Annotated in this window: 17 protein-coding genes; 16 read left to right on the top strand and 1 reads right to left on the bottom strand. The window is 37.9% G+C overall.

Features of this window, described 5'->3' with window-relative positions; all coding sequences use genetic code 11:
• The first annotated feature begins 1 nt into the window (after position 1).
• From tenA to thiE, 4 genes are read left to right on the top strand one after another with little or no spacing between them, the layout of a single operon-like run.
• Complete coding sequence (gene tenA, locus E2491_RS06220) at positions 2-691, top strand: thiaminase II (protein ID WP_134374032.1); 690 nt, start codon at positions 2-4, stop codon at positions 689-691.
• The gene (thiD, locus tag E2491_RS06215; RefSeq protein WP_134374030.1) at positions 684-1,505 is read left to right on the top strand and encodes a bifunctional hydroxymethylpyrimidine kinase/phosphomethylpyrimidine kinase; all 822 of its coding nucleotides are present in this window, start codon (positions 684-686) and stop codon (positions 1,503-1,505) included. The genes tenA and thiD overlap by 8 nt, the downstream gene beginning before the upstream one ends.
• Positions 1,486-2,253, top strand: coding sequence for a hydroxyethylthiazole kinase (thiM, locus tag E2491_RS06210; protein WP_134374028.1), 768 nt, complete (start codon positions 1,486-1,488; stop codon positions 2,251-2,253). Before thiD ends, thiM begins: the two co-directional genes overlap by 20 nt.
• A complete protein-coding gene (thiE, locus tag E2491_RS06205) occupies positions 2,254-2,856 on the top strand; it encodes a thiamine phosphate synthase (RefSeq protein WP_134374026.1) in 603 nt (200 codons plus the stop codon).
• Between the two features lie 278 nt (positions 2,857-3,134).
• Here the strand turns inward: thiE and E2491_RS06200 are convergent, their stop codons facing one another.
• Positions 3,135-4,259: a glycosyltransferase family protein gene (locus E2491_RS06200; protein ID WP_134374024.1), complete on the bottom strand. Its 1,125-nt coding sequence runs from the start codon at positions 4,257-4,259 to the stop codon at positions 3,135-3,137.
• A 557-nt stretch (positions 4,260-4,816) separates the two neighbouring features.
• On the opposite strand from E2491_RS06200, the gene E2491_RS06195 reads away from it, so the two are divergent.
• The 12 genes from E2491_RS06195 (at position 4,817) to E2491_RS06140 (ending at position 16,097) form a co-directional block, all read left to right on the top strand.
• Entirely contained in the window at positions 4,817-5,947 is a 1,131-nt protein-coding gene (locus E2491_RS06195; RefSeq protein WP_134374022.1) for an SDR family NAD(P)-dependent oxidoreductase, read from the top strand.
• Complete coding sequence (locus E2491_RS06190) at positions 5,944-6,981, top strand: WaaS/CpsH family glycosyltransferase (protein ID WP_134374020.1); 1,038 nt, start codon at positions 5,944-5,946, stop codon at positions 6,979-6,981. Before E2491_RS06195 ends, E2491_RS06190 begins: the two co-directional genes overlap by 4 nt.
• A gap of 15 nt (positions 6,982-6,996) precedes the next feature.
• Positions 6,997-7,563: a dTDP-4-dehydrorhamnose 3,5-epimerase gene (gene rfbC / locus E2491_RS06185; protein ID WP_134374018.1), complete on the top strand. Its 567-nt coding sequence runs from the start codon at positions 6,997-6,999 to the stop codon at positions 7,561-7,563.
• Entirely contained in the window at positions 7,560-8,582 is a 1,023-nt protein-coding gene (gene rfbB, locus E2491_RS06180) for a dTDP-glucose 4,6-dehydratase (protein ID WP_134374016.1), read from the top strand. The genes rfbC and rfbB overlap by 4 nt, the downstream gene beginning before the upstream one ends.
• Positions 8,570-9,430, top strand: a complete 861-nt coding sequence (rfbD, locus tag E2491_RS06175) for a dTDP-4-dehydrorhamnose reductase (protein WP_134374014.1) — start codon at positions 8,570-8,572, stop codon at positions 9,428-9,430. Before rfbB ends, rfbD begins: the two co-directional genes overlap by 13 nt.
• A 140-nt stretch (positions 9,431-9,570) precedes the next feature.
• Positions 9,571-10,161 carry a sugar transferase gene (locus E2491_RS06170; RefSeq protein WP_244093906.1) on the top strand — a complete coding sequence of 197 codons (591 nt, stop codon included), beginning with the start codon at positions 9,571-9,573 and terminating at the stop codon, positions 10,159-10,161.
• 1 nt (position 10,162) lies between these two features.
• Complete coding sequence (locus E2491_RS06165) at positions 10,163-10,912, top strand: YveK family protein (protein ID WP_134374010.1); 750 nt, start codon at positions 10,163-10,165, stop codon at positions 10,910-10,912.
• On the top strand, positions 10,909-11,586 hold the full coding sequence (locus E2491_RS06160) for a CpsD/CapB family tyrosine-protein kinase (RefSeq protein ID WP_134374008.1): 678 nt from the start codon (positions 10,909-10,911) through the stop codon (positions 11,584-11,586). Before E2491_RS06165 ends, E2491_RS06160 begins: the two co-directional genes overlap by 4 nt.
• A gap of 44 nt (positions 11,587-11,630) precedes the next feature.
• Complete coding sequence (locus E2491_RS06155; RefSeq protein ID WP_134374006.1) at positions 11,631-12,410, top strand: sugar phosphate nucleotidyltransferase; 780 nt, start codon at positions 11,631-11,633, stop codon at positions 12,408-12,410.
• Between the two features lie 44 nt (positions 12,411-12,454).
• Positions 12,455-13,381 (top strand): glycosyltransferase family 2 protein, encoded by a 927-nt coding sequence (locus tag E2491_RS06150; protein WP_134374004.1) that lies wholly within the window; start codon positions 12,455-12,457, stop codon positions 13,379-13,381.
• A gap of 21 nt (positions 13,382-13,402) precedes the next feature.
• Positions 13,403-14,692: an O-antigen ligase family protein gene (locus E2491_RS06145; RefSeq protein ID WP_134374002.1), complete on the top strand. Its 1,290-nt coding sequence runs from the start codon at positions 13,403-13,405 to the stop codon at positions 14,690-14,692.
• Positions 14,693-14,705: 13 nt separating this feature from the next.
• On the top strand, positions 14,706-16,097 hold the full coding sequence (locus E2491_RS06140; RefSeq protein WP_134374000.1) for a lipopolysaccharide biosynthesis protein: 1,392 nt from the start codon (positions 14,706-14,708) through the stop codon (positions 16,095-16,097).
• The last annotated feature ends 34 nt before the right edge of the window (positions 16,098-16,131 follow it).

Raw genomic sequence — 16,131 nt, 5'->3', positions numbered from 1 at the left:
CATGTCATTTACTCAACAACTCAAATTGGAAGCGGAAAGACTGCTTCAGGATATTTTCAAACATCCATTTGTCAAAGGTATTGAAGAAGGGACGATTGCAAAAGAAGCGTTGATTCATTATATAAAAGCTGATTATGAATATTTGAATGCTTTTATGAAGATTTACGGGATGGCGATTGTCCGATCAGAGAACAGGGAACAAATCGAGTTTTTCAAAGAGCAGGTTTCATTTGTTTTAAATAGTGAAGTGCATCCTCACCATAATTTCTGCCGGGTTGCCGGGGTCCGTTACGAGGATTTGCAAGGATTTCCGTTACCACCGGCTGCGGATCACTATGTAAAGCATATGCTCTGTCACGCTTATGCCGGGACTATCGGCGAGATGCTTGCTGCCCTGCTGCCTTGTCCTTGGACTTACTATGAGATTGGAAAAGAACTTACACGAAAAGCCCAGCCTGACCGCGATCATCCATTCTATGAGTGGATCACGTTTTATGCGGATAAGCGCGTAGGAGAGCTGATCGAACGGATGAGTGCCATGCTTGCAGATGAAGCAGTTTCAGCTTCATCTGCAAGTCTTGCCAAAATGAGAGAGGCTTTTATCAAGAGCACGGAGCTGGAATGGTCATTTTGGGAAATGGCTTACACACAGCAGAAGTGGAAAGCAAAAGGGGTGCCTGTGTATGAATAACATTCCATGTACTCTCACAATAGCAGGAACCGATCCATCCGGCGGTGCGGGTGTTCAGGCGGATCTGAAGACGTTCCAGGAGTTCAGGACATATGGAATGTCTGTTATTACGTCTGTTGTGGCGCAAAATACGACAGGTGTCCAGGATGTTCATCATGTCCCGGTCAACATGCTTGAAAAGCAACTGGACTCTGTCTTTTCAGATATTCCTCCACACGCACTGAAGACCGGAATGATCTCTGACAAGGAAAGAATGGACGTGATTCGCGATCGCTTGAAAAAAAGAAGCTGTCATTATGTCATGGACCCTGTCATGGTTACGACAAGTGGACACCCCCTGATTGAGGAACAGGCAATCAGCTATCTGATCGAAGAGCTTCTGCCATTAACAGATCTTGTAACACCAAATATTCCCGAGGCTGAAAAAATGATTGGCCGCAAGATTACTGATCATGAAGACATGAAGCAGGCTGCAATGGAACTTGTTACAACATTTGGTGCAGGAGCAGTCTTAATGAAAGGCGGTCATATGGAAGGACAGGCAGTAGACTATCTCTATGATGGAGACAGTATGTACGTATTCACAGCACCGAGAATCAATACATCGAATACGCATGGGACAGGCTGTACGTATTCAGCAGCGATCACTTCTTTGCTGGCTAAGGGTGTGGCATTGCCTGAAGCAGTTGAATCAGCGAAGAAATATGTCACTGCTGCCATCCGTGAATCATTCAGCCTTGGGCATGGCAATGGTCCAACTAATCACTGGGCTACAAGGGAAGGAGTGAGAGCTCATGAAATCAATCATCGATGAAGTGAAACAAGCCAGGCCTCTCGTCCACCATCTAACGAATGAAGTAGTGATGAACTTCACAGCTAATGGGCTACTTGCATTTGGTGGAAGTCCGGTTATGGCAAAGGCAAAAGAAGAGGCAGAGGAAATGGCAACAGCCGCCGATGCGGTATTGCTTAATATTGGCACGATCCGGTCACAGGACATTGAAGCGATGATCATTGCAGGTCAGACTGCATTGAAGTTAGGAAAGCCAGTCGTTTTTGACCCGGTTGGTGTTGGTGCTACAGCTTTCAGACAACATGCAGCAAAGGAAATACTATCGGCAATAACCCCAACAGTCATTAAAGGAAATGCAGCTGAACTTGCCTATCTTGCGGGCATTTCCCGGGAAATGAAAGGAGTCGACAGTGAAATCAAGGGAGATGAAATTGAAATCTCTGAAAGAGTCAGTCATACCTATAAAACGATTGCAGTTGTGACAGGTGAGGTCGATGTCGTTACTGGACCTGAGCATCAATTTACGAATCAAATGGGTCATCATTACCTTACATCAGTCACAGGGGCCGGCTGTCTTCTCGGATCAATTATTGCTGCCTGTCTGACAACTTCGGCCAATGAAGAACAAGCTGTTTTAGCTGCTTTGCAATTTTATGGCATGGCTGCTGAACAGGCTGTTTCAAAACGGGGTGTTACTGGACCCGGTACGTTTCAGGCGGCTTTTCTTGACTCTCTGGCAGTATCAGCTTCTAAACTTGAGGTGGTTTAAATGGATGCGACAACATTAAGAAGGTATTTTATTCTTGGGAGTCAGAATTGCAGAGGAGAAAACCCTCTATCTGTTTTAAACCGTGCAATTGAGTCGGGAATTACCGCTTTTCAATACAGGGAAAAGGGACAGGGGAGTCTTCATGGAAAGAAAAAGATCGAACTTGGGTTGGCACTCAGAGAGATGTGCAGAACAAATGGGATTCCATTCTTTATAAATGATGATGTGGAGCTAGCACAGATCCTTGATGTTGATGGAATTCATATAGGGCAGGAAGATGAAAAGCCAAATAAAGTGAGAGAACGTTTTCCTGACTTAGTCATTGGACTATCGGTCTCGAATGAGCATGAACTGGCGAACAGTTCTCTCGAGGGTGTTGATTACATTGGTGCTGGTCCGATCTTTGCAACGAACACTAAATCAGATGCTAAAACACCGACAGGGACAGAGTGGATCAGAAAGCTGAAGCAACAGCATCCTCATCTTCCCGTCGTGGGAATTGGCGGAATACATGCAGGAAATGCAAAGAAAGTTCTGTCAGCCGGTGCTGATGGCGTTGCGTTTATTACGGCAGTGTTTGATAAGGATGTCCACCTCTTGTAGGCTTTTACTTATAAAGAAAAATTCACGATAAAATAAGTTTCAGGTACTGTAGATAATAGAAGGATATAGAAGTGGTGAATAAGACCTCACGTATGTAATCACAAACACTTCTCTCTGAAAGCAACACACCATTTATTATCAGCACCCTTTAGTTTGTTTAGTTAAGGTAAAGTGATTAGCAGACAAGTACTTTAATCAATTTGCAATGTCGAAATGTTCAGGCTTCAAGGGTTTGAACAGAAAAAAGACCACACAGTGGTCTTTTTTCTGATTTGTCACTATACATGGTAAACAGTACTCGTCTCAGATTTATTATGTGATCCAAAAATATCTTCTAAATATTTTTTGCCATCTTCGTATTCATCAAGGATTTGATCAAGACAAAAATCACATTGATTCAAAAAATATTCCCAATTGATATTGGTGTAATAGGAATATAATTTGTCAGCAAAAAAAGGATCTGCAGGATTACATTCAATACCTACTCCGCCTTTATCGCCTTTCTCCCCCATATAAGATCCGGTTGTGAAAATTTGAGGGATGTAGTGTATAATCCCGTCGTAAAATTTATTTCCCATAGCTTGAGAGAGTAATTGATCTTCTTTATAAATGTTGTGTAAAATGTCTGTTTGGGAAACAAAATCATATCTTTCATCAGGGAGATATGATCCATGAAAAAAAACATTATTAATCTGATGCTTCTGACAGTAATATTCCAAATTTTTACCTGTTTTCTGCATCCTTCCATTGTAGTGTAATTCAAATCGAGAATCATTTGCAATCTTGTCGATCACCAATTTATTCACTTCTTCATCTCTAATCATTCCCCAATACCGTATACGTATAGGTAGCTGCTCCCTTGATGTCTGTTTCCTCAAATGTCTCTTATATAAAGCATCTGAAATAAGGTTGTGTGAAGTAATAATATGACTATATGATGGTAAGAATTTTCTAAAACCGTCAGAACTGACAAAGGTGATGCGTGAATGCTGTGCTATTCTGCCAACAAGCCATTTGTACCAACTGACGTTTTCATGAGTGGGATCCCGATAATCATAAATATATCTCTTTCTATATGACGTCCACAAAATATCCTGAACAAGAAATGCTGTAGCTGTATTCAGGATAATAATAAAATCGTATTGTTCACTTTTAATTAACTTTAGCGCTTGCTTGCGGTATTTATAAAATCCTTTCATTTTCCTGTGTTTTGATACTTCATCTTCCTGAATATGCTTAAATTCATGTGCAATAATGCGATGATCTAAGTTTGCATCTTCTTTGCCATCCCGGTTCCAGTACATTAAATGGACTTCGTGAGAATAGAAGTCTAAGTTACTGAGGTAAAAATCAATATAAGGCATGAATTTTATTTTTTGTACACCGAGTAATAAAATTTTCATAGAATCACTCCTCTTCATATTTTGTGGCGAATATTTAAAGTGATAAATGACGGATCTTTTCTTGCATATAAGAGATAACTGGAAAAATGAAAGGGTCGAAACCATATGTGTAAATAAGGGTGATGAAAAAAAGATATTTTGTTCATTATAAAGAATATTTAAAGAAAAGAAAATAGCAAGGAAACAAAAATTCTTCATAAAGAACGAAAAGTATGGAAAAAACCTGTTTTATGGATTAAACTAAAGTCATAAATGTATGAAACGGTCATAGTGGGAGGATATATACAATGAGCAGTAAACAAGGATTTTCAAAAGGATGTTTGCTTGGATTATTTATTGTAATGCCATTTTGGTTACTTATAATGATCATGTTTAAAAAGTTTCTATAAATTATAAATCAGCTGAATATTAGTGGAGATATATTCAAAATAAAATGAGAAATCTTATTGCTTTTATGAAAAAATGGGTTTACAATATGTAAAACGTTCTTTTTAAAGAACATTTATTTTTTGGTCTTTTAGTTCTTTATTAAGAATAATCGAGTGGAGGGAACTGATATGCGTATACTGATTACTGGTGGAGCAGGATTTATAGGAAGCTCTTTATCTCTGAAATTACTTGAGAAAGGATACAAGATTAGAGTAATTGATAATTTGTCTCCTCAAATTCATGGTGAGGACCCTCAGAAATCGGAGCTGTTTTTACGCATTAAAAACCAGGTGGAATTTATATATGGAGATGTGAGAAACAAAGAGGATCTTGAGCTTGCACTAAAAGAAGTTGACGTAGTCGTGCACCTTGCCGCCGAGACAGGCACAGGACAATCCATGTATGAGGTGGAGAAGTATGTTGATGTAAATATTAATGGAACAGTAAATCTCCTTAATATCGTCGCTGCGAATCCTAAACAAATTAAAAAAATTGTTGTCGCTTCATCAAGGGCGATTTACGGTGAAGGGAAATACAAGTGTGAAACACACGGTGAAGTTTTTCCGGAAAGTCGTGATGACACAAATTTATCGAAAGGCGACTTTGAAGCAAAATGTCCTAAGTGTTTTGAAACAGTGCATGTCCTGAGTACGTCTGAAGATTCCCGTATTAATCCATTATCTGTGTATGGATTCACAAAATTCGGCCAGGAAAATTTGGTCATGCTTACTGGGAAGTCTTTGAATATTCCGGCTGTTGCACTCAGATATCAAAATGTATATGGGCCGGGCCAGTCACTCAAAAATCCTTACACAGGAATTTTGTCGATTTTTTCTACCAGAATTAAAAATGGAAATGATTTGATGATTTTTGAAGACGGTAAGGAAAGCAGAGATTTTGTTTACATTGATGATGTGGTTGATGCAACGATCAAAGCGATCGAAATGGATGAGGCGAATCACAAGATTTTTAATGTAGGAACAGGTAAAGCCGTAAACGTGTTAGAAGTGGCAAAAACATTGATTCATTGTTATCAGGCTGAAATTCCTTATAAGGTGACTGGTCATTACAGACTAGGTGATATACGGCATAATTTCGCTGATTTAACAAAAGTAGAGGACGATTTGTTTTTTAATCCAAAGTTTTCATTTCAAGAAGGAATCAGACATTTTACAGACTGGGTGAACAGTCAGGAAGTAGAAGAAGATCTTTATGAACATGCAATGCTTGAGATGAAAGAAAAGGGTTTATACAAATGAACGCATATTATAAAGGGAAAAAAATTTTAATGATTTCCGCCAGTTTTTTTGGATATGAAAAAGAGATATGCAAAAAGCTGGAGTCTTTCGGATGTATCGTTGATTATTTTGACGAGCGTCCCAAGAATGATTTCATAACAAAATCTCTGATCCGCTTAAATCGCAAGCTTTTAGCACATAAGAGTAATGCCTATTACCGTGAAATCATCAGACAAACAAAAGAGCGTCAATACGATTTCATTTTTGTTATTAAAGGAGAGGCTATTTCAAAAAAAAATTTAGAAGAGTTAAGACGTCTTCACCAGAATGCAAGAATGATCCTTTACTTATGGGATGCACTCAGTTACTCACCCAATTCTAACATTATTCGTCATATGTTTGATGATGTTTATACGTTTGATAAGAATGATGCAGCAGTTTATGAAAAGATGCAATTTAGACCATTATTTTTTATTGATGAATATAGAGTGTCTGCCCAGTCCAAAGCGATCCAGGACATCGATGTTCTTTTTATAGGAACGGTGCATACAGATCGATTTAAAGTATTAAAAAGAATTGAGAAGCAGCTTGTGAAAAAAAACCTGAATTATTATTTTTACCATTACTATCCCAGCAAAAAGCTATTCTATTTAAAATGCCTGGTTGACCGGAGTATGAGGAAATATGGAAAAGCAGAGTTGCAGTATGAAAAACTGTCGAAAGAGGAAATTACACATTTATTTAATAGATCAAAAGTGATTATAGATATTGAAAGACCCAAGCAAAATGGTTTGACGATGAGAACAATAGAAGTTTTCGGAGCACAAAAAAAACTGATTACAACAAATGAATCTATCAAAGAATATGATTTGTATCATCCTTCTAATATTACGCTTATCGATCGTCACAATCCGATTATTGATCGAACGTTTATTTATCAGGGATACGTCACCCCACCTGAACAAATCTACGAAAAGTATTCACTTGATGAGTGGTTACACGAAATCTTTCTTCATACAAGAAAGGTCAACCATCATATTGTAAAAGTGAAGTGAAGGGAGAGGACTTTCGTGAAAGTATTTAAGACAAAGTTCAAAGATGCTCTGCTGATCGAGCCTATTGTTTTCAATGATAGTAGAGGATATTTTATGGAATGTTATAAACAAAGTTTACTCGAGGATTACGGGGTTAACCTGAATTTTATCCAGGAAAACCATTCGATGTCTAAAGATCCGGGAACGATCAGAGGGATGCACTATCAACTCCAACACAAAGCTCAGTCAAAACTTGTAAGAGTTACCCGTGGTGCTATATATGATGTGATTGTTGATATTCGGAGGAACTCACCTACTTTTGGGGAGTGGGAAGGCTATATTTTAACTGAAGATAATAAAAGACAACTCTTGGTACCAAAAGGATTTGCTCATGGCTTTTGCACGTTGGTGCCAGGTACTGAGGTTCAGTACAAAGTTGATGAATTATATTCTAAAGAGCATGATCGTGGTTTTGTTTGGAATGATCCTTTAATTGGAATAACGTGGCCAGTAACTCAGCCTGTTCTATCAGATAAAGACCGGCTTCACCCTTCATTTGAGCAGGCAGAATTTGACTTTATATGGGAGGGGGTTCGCGCATGAGATACCTTGTAACAGGAGGGGCGGGATTTATAGGGAGTAATTTTATAAAATATCTCCTTAAAGATCAAGAGGATCATTTTGTGGTTAATCTTGATGTGTTGACCTACGCCGGAAACTTATCAAATCTTACTGAGATAGAGCTTTATGAAAATTATGTTTTTGTTAAAGGAAGTATTGCTAACAGAGAACTTGTTGATATGATCTTGCAAAAATACCGTATCGATACGATTGTGAATTTTGCAGCAGAGTCTCATGTTGACCGCAGCATTACAGGGCCGGATATCTTTGTTAAAACGAATGTGCTTGGAACACAGTGCCTTCTCGATGCTGCCAGGGTAAATGGCATTTATAAGTTTGTTCAGGTGTCTACAGATGAAGTATACGGCAGTCTTGGAGAAACAGGGTATTTCACGGAAGAGACCCCACTTGCCCCAAGTAGCCCGTACTCAGCGAGTAAGACGGCAGCCGATCTTCTAGTCAGAGCTTATTATGAAACTTATGGGATGAACGTAAATATAACAAGATGCTCGAACAATTATGGACCTAATCATTTCCCTGAGAAGCTAATACCATTACTAATTACAAATGCTTTACAAGGTAAAGAGTTGCCGATTTATGGTGATGGAACAAATATAAGAGACTGGCTTCATGTTAAGGATCATTGCAGAGCTATAGATTTGGTTGTCCATAATGGGATTGCAGGTGAAGTCTACAATATCGGTGGGCATAATGAAAAAACAAATAACGAAATCGTTCAAATGATTACGGATCATTTGAACGTTCCTAAGAACCTTATCAAATATGTAACGGATCGGCCAGGACACGATAAACGATACGCAATTGATCCATCAAAAATAACGTCAGCACTGGGATGGGAACCCTCTTACTACTTTGAGCAGGGCCTTAAGGAAACAATAGAGTGGTATCTGGAAAATGAGGGATGGTGGAAAAATATTATGAATGGCTCATATGTTAACTATCAACCAAAGAAATCCGGTGATCAAATATGGACACATTAAAAGTGTTAGTTACGGGAAGCAGAGGACAGTTAGGGAAGGAAATATACCATGTTCTTGAAAAAGCAGGGCATCAGGTTATTGGGCTTGGAAGACAGCAACTCGATATAACAATATCAGAAGACGTTTTAAATACTTTCAAAAAATATAGCCCTGATGTCGTGATTCACGCAGCCGCATATACAGACGTGAATAATGCTGAAAATGAGCAGGAAGAAGCATTTAAGGTTAATGGAGCTGGAACGAAAAATGTAGCTCTTGCAGTTCATGAAATTAAAGCAAAGCTCGTGTATGTAAGTACGGATTATATATTCAATGGTGCATCAAGAAGTCCAATCCCTGAAGATACAGAGCCTTCACCCCTAAGCGTTTACGGACAATCAAAGCTGGAAGGAGAAAAATACGTTAAAGAGATTCTGGAGGACTTTTTCATTGTTCGAACATCATGGCTATATGGTCAGTTTGGCAATAATTTTGTAAAAAAAATGCTGGAAGCGGGTGATCGTTTACAGAAAGTAACAGTCGTAGATGACCAGTTCGGTTCGCCTACTTATACTGGTGATCTTGCAGAGGCTATCGCAAAGCTGATCATGACTGATAAATATGGCACGTACCATTTGTCAAATTCAGGGAGCTGCTCCTGGTATGAATTCGCAAAGAAAATATTTGAGCTTGCAGATAAAGAAGTAACCGTTGTTCCATGTAAAACGGAAGAATTTAAAAGTCCTGCTAAACGACCTGAATATTCAATACTTGAACATGGTAAATGGAAAGGCAACGGCTTTGAAGAAATCAGGCATTGGAGCAATGCGCTCGAAGACTTTCTAACTCATTATTTAATTTCTTCGTAAGACAAATAGAGAGGGTGAAAACTATGAGAGTGAACAGAGAGAGGGAAGTGCCAGGACAGTTGGCTGTTCCTTATAAGTCTCCGGTCAATAAAAATTTTCATGTGTTAAATAAACACAAACTATATCTTTTTATTAAAAGGATGATCGATGTTACCGGTGCACTATTCGGACTAATTGTCCTGTCACCGCTTTTGATTTGCATCGCAGCAACCTACCTATTTGGACAAGGAAAAGGGCCGGTGTTTTTTAAGCAAAGAAGACTGGGTAAGAGTGGGCAGGAATTTTATATTTATAAGTTCCGTTCCATGATCATGAATGCAGAAGAATATTTAAAAAATAATGAGATCCTTTATAAAAAATATCTCGAAAACAACTTTAAACTTGAACCTGAAGACGATCCTAGAATTACACGGATTGGTAAATTTCTCAGAAAGACCAGCCTGGATGAATTGCCTCAACTCATAAATGTATTAAAAGGAGAAATGAGTCTGGTAGGCCCAAGACCGATTGTTGAAGAAGAGCTCAAAAAGTATGGAGAGCGCTCGGATGAATTTTTAACAGTTGCTCCTGGCGTTACAGGGTACTGGCAAGTGTGTGGAAGAAGTGAAATAGGTTACCCGGAACGTGTAAATATTGAGCTATATTATGTTTACCATCAATCTCTTACACTGGATGTGAAAATCCTAGTAAAAAGCATATTTTATGTTTTGAAGAGAAAAGGGGCCTACTAACGTGGAGCAGTCACTTAAAATCAGAGAATTTTGGTCAGTTATAAAAAGTCGAATTTTTTTTATTGTAATAATGGGTTTGATTTTTGCATTGCTCGGAGGGTTAATTTCTTTATATCTGGTTAACCCCACATACGAAGCATCCAGAAAGATTGTTGTAAATAATAATGCAGAGCAACTTGATTACAACACGGTCATGACTAATTTCCAGTACGCAAATACGTATAGCGATTTTATTTATTCAGACGTTGTTCTGGAACAGGTTATTAATGATTTAAACCTCCAGATGCCTGTAAAAGATTTGGAGAAGCAAATTGATGTATCAAGTAAAAATGAATCTCAGGTAATCACGATAACAGTAAAAGATTCTGATTATGAGAGGGCTGTTCAAGTAGTAAACGTAACAGCGACCGTATTTCAGGACAAGGTAAAAGAAATTATGATGATTGATAATGTGATGCTCTTCCCTCCAGCTGAAATAAAAGAGAACGTCGAGTCTACGAGTCCCGGTTTGGTGCTATTCATTGTTGTAGGTATTGTTACAGGTGTGAGTGTCGGTCTTTCAATTGCATTCTTAAGAAAGCTTTTCAGTACAACCATTGACTCTGAAAAAGAAGCATTACTCCTTTTTGAAAGACCAATGATTGGTACAATTTCAAAAGAGAAACGTAAAGTGCTGAAAGGATCATTGGAAGTAAAAGAAAAACAAGTTGTGTATTCCGCCTATAAAGATCTTGGGAGGGAGGTAAAATGAGCATCTTGCTAAAAAAGAAAAAATTAGAAAAAAAATATATCATGGCACAACAGCAGCCATATGCCCCACAAAGTGAGCAGTATAAGGTAATCAGAACACATATTGAGTTTTTGTCAAAAAGTTCACCAATGAAAATACTTGCTGTAACATCCTCAGGTAGAGGGCATGGTACGACAACGGCCGTAGTAAATATCGGCGTGGTAATGGCACAGAAAGGAATAAAAGTTTTATTAATAGACGGAAATATACGAAATCCCGAAATTCATTTGTTTTTCGGAAAGAAAAACCTGCATGGATTGACAGATATTTTGCTAGATCCACACATAAAAGCAAACGAATTTGTCATTCCGACTTCAGTGGAAGGCTTAAATATTCTAACTGCCGGTTCACATAAAATAGGAGTCGACATAATAACAGAAGAATTGATTTCTTTGTTCAATAAATATAAACAAATATATGATCTGATCATAATCGATTGTCCTTCAATTGTTGAGAATGCAAATGCGCAAATAATATCAAGCAGTTCAGATGCTTCTATTATGGTCATCAGATTTGGAAAGACCAAAAAAGAAAAAGCGCTCAAGGCGAAAAAAAATTTAGAGGCTGGAGGTTCACGCTTTATTGGAGTCATTGGTCGGGACAATAAAAAAATCAAGAAGTCACATTTTTTTTAAACTTTTTGTTCTTTATTAAGAATAAAACAAAAGGAGTGATTTACATGAAAGGAATTATTCTAGCAGGTGGAACGGGTTCCAGGTTAAATCCATTAACAAAAGTGACAAATAAGCATCTGCTGCCAGTAGGTAAATACCCAATGATTTTTTACTCTATCGCAAAATTAAAACAGGCTGGTATTAGAGACATTATGATCGTAACTGGAAGACATCATGCGGGAGATATTATTAATCTTCTTGGAAGCGGATGTGAAATGGGATTGAAACTGACATACAGGGTACAGGATCAGGCAGGAGGTATTGCTGAGGCGTTAGATCTTGCTGAGGAATTTGTAGGAAATGACTTGATGGCAGTTATTCTGGGTGACAATATTTTCACTTCGGATATTTCGCCTTATGTTATGGATTTTATCAAAAAAGGCAGAGGTGCAAAAATACTGATGAAGGAAGTTAGTGATCCTGAACGATTCGGTGTTGCAGAAGTGAATGATGATCACATTGTTTCGATTGAGGAAAAACCTGTTAAGCCAAAGTCGAATTACGCGGTTACCGGATTTTATATGTATGACTCCAGAGTGTTTAACATTATTAAAACACTTCACCCTTCAGGAAGAGGAGAGTTAGAAATTACAGATGTCAATAATGCTTATATTAAAATGAATGAGCTGCAGTTTGGTGTAGTTGATGGTGATTGGATTGATGCTGGAACACATGAATCACTCGCAAGGGCAAATAAAATAGTAGAAAATATTGTGATCGATTTGAAGGATGCAGAAGAAACAATGCCGGCTGTATCAAAACAGCTGAAAGTTGCGACGCTCTGATTGTTCTTAATAAGAAACGCTTAGTGAAATGAGGTGAATGTTCAGTGAGTGATCCGTCTGTCGCAATAATCCTGTTAAATTGGAATGCGTATCACGACACAGTTGATTGTCTCCGCTCTTTAGAAAATCTTAATTACAGAAACTTTCATGTGTTTGTGGTAGACAATGACTCTAAGGATCAATCATGGGAACGGTTGAAAGCTGATGAAATCTCAGGAGTCTTCAACCTCCCACTAACCATGATTCAATCAGGAAAAAATATGGGATGTGCTGGTGGTAATAATATTGGATTTAAAGCAGCGTATGAAAAGGGTTATCAATATTTATGGATGTTAAACAACGATACGATTGCAGATCCGGATTCATTGCAAAAATTGGTTGAGGAAATGCAGTCAGACCGTCAAATAGGCATTGTAGGATCAAAGATCATTAATATGAATAACAATCTTGTATGGTTTGCAGGAGGTTCAATTAATCAATATTTAGGTACCAGCAAACCATACGGGATTGATCAACATGAACAGGAAAAATTCAATATCAAAAAAGAAGTTGATTTTGTAGTAGGGTGCAGCATGTTGTTTAGAAGAGAGCTATTAGAAATAATCGGTTGGCTGGAGGAAGATTATTTTATCTACTACGAAGACACGGATTGGAATCTAAAAGTGAAAAAAGCAGGTATGAAGATTATCTATGTCCCTGATTCTTTGATTTATCATAAAGAGTCCAGCTCAACAAAGTCTGAAGAACTCTCACCCTATTATGCATACTATCTGATGCGGAATGGATATCTTTTTGTAACGAGAAATAACCCTAAATATAAATTTATTGCCTTAATGTACATGACGTACAGGATCGTGAAGTTTCATCTGCTCTATGTACTTCGAAAGGATAATAAACTAAAAAGAAGCAAAATGATTTTCATAGGAGCATGGCATGGCGTTACAAACCAGATAGGACAGTTTTCCGAATAAAGTGAGAAGGAGGGGATAAGCGTGTTGGAAGGAGCTATTACCGCAAAAGATAAGTTTTTCATTTTCTTAATACTATTCAGTCTTATTTTCTTGCAAAGGTTCGCCATCACCATTGGTGAAATACAGCTTTCCCCGGTCTTTTTATTTTCGGTTGTCTCTATCGTTTTTCTTTATGTTCTTAATACAATCGAGGTAGATCAGAGAAGATTAACTTGGTTTTTAATCGCGATCAGCGGACTCAGTCTGGTAAGTCTTTATTCCTTAATGGAACTAAGAGCAGTGGGCGTAGCTTCGTTATTATCTGTGATTGTTTTTTATCTCCCTCTATTGTTTATTCATAAGAAAAAAGGAAGTCTAGACTATATTCTTTCAACTTACCAGATCATGATGATCATCATTGCAGTTATTGGGATTATACAGTATGCAGCACAATTCGCAGGTGCAGGATTCTATGACCCGCTTGAATCCTTACCAAAAGAGTTCATTCTTCAGGATTACAACACTCTCAATCCAATGTCATACGATTCTCCAATCATTAAAGCTAACGGTATGTTTATGCTTGAACCCTCTTTCTTTTCGAAAATGCTGGCAATTGGTATAGTCATCGAGTTCGTTACAAAAAAACGATTCATGATCATGTTTCTCTTCTTTGTTGGTATGTTGCTCTCATTTTCAGGAACAGGTTTTATTATTCTTGCTGTAGTAGCAGTACCGTTGCTGATCAAAATGAAACCAGTTCAATTTCTTTTAATCACACTCATTTGTGGTGTCTCAATCTTTGTTCTCTTTGATCAGGGGTACGGTGAAGTATTTGTTGACCGTTTAAATGAATTTAATACACCAAGAACCAGTGGGCATGTGAGATTTATAGCACCATGGCAGGCATACGGTGAGTTTTTTAAGACTGAAGAAGCTTCAGTTGTGTTGTTCGGCCACGGGGCAGGGAGTATTCAGGAGTATTATTCAGCCAATTATACATTCGATGAATTGTCTCCCTCGCATATTACGGCTCACCCGATTGCCTATATTAAATTGCTTGTGGAATATGGCATTTTTGGAGGGTTATTGTTCACTATTTTTATCATTTATACCTTTTTTTCCATCACACATCACAAAATATTAACGCTTGCTCTTTTTATCAATTATTCATTTCTCACCGCGTCTCTCCTTCAAACAACAACTATATATGTATGCTTTATTCTTGGAACGTTGGCTGTAAAAAGCAGTCTTGAGCATAACGAGAAGGATTTCGGGGAGATGGAATTGCAATCTTGGCAGGCGATGAAATTAATTAAGTTGAAAGCTGAATAGGTGGTGTTCGGTTTTGGTAACTAATAGATTGGCAGCCGATCAGAGGGTGATTCGATCAGGTGGGATGTGGGCATTCGCTGGTAAGTTTTCAACATCGATAATGACACTGGTCATTAATGCCACTCTCGCCAGGGTTTTATTTACAGAAGAATTGGGACTATATTTTTTAATATTTAATATTGCTCTATTCGGGGCCTATTTATCCACACTAGGCTTTGAACAGACTATTGTCAAATTTATAGCGAATAATCTGGCTCAAAACAAACCAGGAAACATATCGTATATCGTTAAAATTGCTTTCTTTGGAACTTTAGCTGGATCTATGACAGTTAGTGTAACCTATTATTTCAGTGCAGATCTAATTGAAAAGTATGTTTTCAATGTTCAAGGTTTGTCGGCTTTAACATTGGTTTTAGTTTTCTGGATGATTTCCAATGGCTTTCAAGTGCTTATCGGAGAGGCCTTCAGAGGGTTTCAGGAAATCAAACTCGCAACTGTCTTTGGTGGGCTGGCATCAACGATGATCTTTATTTCAATGCTGACATTAACTAGTCAATTAGGGTGGATCAATATATCTATTCAGGATGTGGTAATACTTTGGATTATATCTATTACCGGATCAAACCTCATTGGATTCATTATATTACTTAAAAAGCTCTCAATTATAAGATCAAGTTCGAATAAGGATATTGCATTAACGGTGTCATTATCAAAAATGGTTCCAGTTACATTGCCACTCATGGTCACGGCCCTAAGTTATTTTTTCATCACACAAGCTGATATCTGGATTATCAGTATAATCGGAAGTCCGCATGATATTGCTATCTATGGTGCTGCAGCAAAGCTGGCTATTTTGATGTCTATGCCATTTATTATATTAAATTCTGTGATACAACCAATTATTGCTAGTAAATTTGCCGCAGGGAAGATAAAAGAATTCGAAAAAATGCTTAGGGTTTTGACCGCACTTGCCTTTGTACCGGCTTTTCTGCTTTTTATAATATTCCTGCTTTTAGGTGAAAACATATTAAGGCTTATCTTCGGTTCAGAAGTGTACGGAAGCGGAGTAATTATTTTGATCATATTGGCTTTAAAACATTTGATCACGATATGGAGTGGAACAGCAGCAAATCTTTTGGCGATGACAGGTTTTCAAAGAAAGTTAATGATAGTTACGATCTTAACAGGTGTTGCTTCCATGAGTGCAGCTTCATGGGCGGGATTGCATTATGGCAGTACAGGTGTGGCGCTGGGATTCTTGATACCTGGTGTTCTGTCACAATTATATATTGTTTACTCTGTTTATCAGGCACTAAATGTTAAAGGATACGCTGATTTTAGAGGCATATACGGATTAGTCAGAAGAGAGATCGTGAGAATTAAGCTCGCAAAAAGGTTAATTTAACGGCTCATTAAAATAAAATCACATTATTTCTTTA

The organism is Jeotgalibacillus sp. R-1-5s-1, assembly GCF_004405105.1.
Lineage (GTDB): Bacteria > Bacillota > Bacilli > Bacillales > Jeotgalibacillaceae > Jeotgalibacillus.
The sequence above is the reverse complement of the archived record's forward strand: the minus strand, read 5'-3'. Positions and strand labels throughout refer to the sequence as shown.

Excerpts from the sequence above, each read along its gene's own strand:
- tenA (WP_134374032.1), top strand. The coding sequence starts at position 2 with ATGTCATTTACTCAACAACTCAAATTGGAAGCGGAAAGACTGCTTCAG.
- thiD (WP_134374030.1), top strand. The coding sequence starts at position 684 with ATGAATAACATTCCATGTACTCTCACAATAGCAGGAACCGATCCATCC.
- thiM (WP_134374028.1), top strand. The coding sequence starts at position 1,486 with ATGAAATCAATCATCGATGAAGTGAAACAAGCCAGGCCTCTCGTCCAC.
- thiE (WP_134374026.1), top strand. The coding sequence starts at position 2,254 with ATGGATGCGACAACATTAAGAAGGTATTTTATTCTTGGGAGTCAGAAT.
- E2491_RS06200 (WP_134374024.1), bottom strand. The coding sequence starts at position 4,259 with ATGAAAATTTTATTACTCGGTGTACAAAAAATAAAATTCATGCCTTAT.
- E2491_RS06195 (WP_134374022.1), top strand. The coding sequence starts at position 4,817 with ATGCGTATACTGATTACTGGTGGAGCAGGATTTATAGGAAGCTCTTTA.
- E2491_RS06190 (WP_134374020.1), top strand. The coding sequence starts at position 5,944 with ATGAACGCATATTATAAAGGGAAAAAAATTTTAATGATTTCCGCCAGT.
- rfbB (WP_134374016.1), top strand. The coding sequence starts at position 7,560 with ATGAGATACCTTGTAACAGGAGGGGCGGGATTTATAGGGAGTAATTTT.
- rfbD (WP_134374014.1), top strand. The coding sequence starts at position 8,570 with ATGGACACATTAAAAGTGTTAGTTACGGGAAGCAGAGGACAGTTAGGG.
- E2491_RS06170 (WP_244093906.1), top strand. The coding sequence starts at position 9,571 with ATGATCGATGTTACCGGTGCACTATTCGGACTAATTGTCCTGTCACCG.
- E2491_RS06160 (WP_134374008.1), top strand. The coding sequence starts at position 10,909 with ATGAGCATCTTGCTAAAAAAGAAAAAATTAGAAAAAAAATATATCATG.
- E2491_RS06155 (WP_134374006.1), top strand. The coding sequence starts at position 11,631 with ATGAAAGGAATTATTCTAGCAGGTGGAACGGGTTCCAGGTTAAATCCA.